Genomic DNA, 228 nt, shown 5'->3' with positions numbered 1-228 from the left:
GGGGGGGGGGGTGGGGAGGATCCAAGCGACGGCGAGGATGTTGACAAGGTAAGCGGGGAAAAAAAGCTCGAAAAGCTCGTTGGCCCGATCGCTTGGGGCAACGAGGAACTGCCGCCCTTCGCCCAGCAGAATGTGGCCAAGGCGCCCCTTGTCAGAGGTCAGTGGCGGCTGACGCAGTTCTACACCTACCCTTCTCCCTCCCTCCTCCCCCCTCCCCCCCCTCCCCCC

1 pseudogene is annotated in these 228 nt (G+C 65.4%); it reads left to right on the top strand.

What is annotated here, in order from left to right:
• A pseudogene (locus ACPYOI_RS37400) lies at window positions 1-228 on the top strand (hypothetical protein); the annotation flags it as partial.

Source organism: Rhizobium sp. SVR5-2C (assembly GCF_056755115.1).
This window is presented reverse-complemented; position numbering and strand designations above follow the sequence as displayed.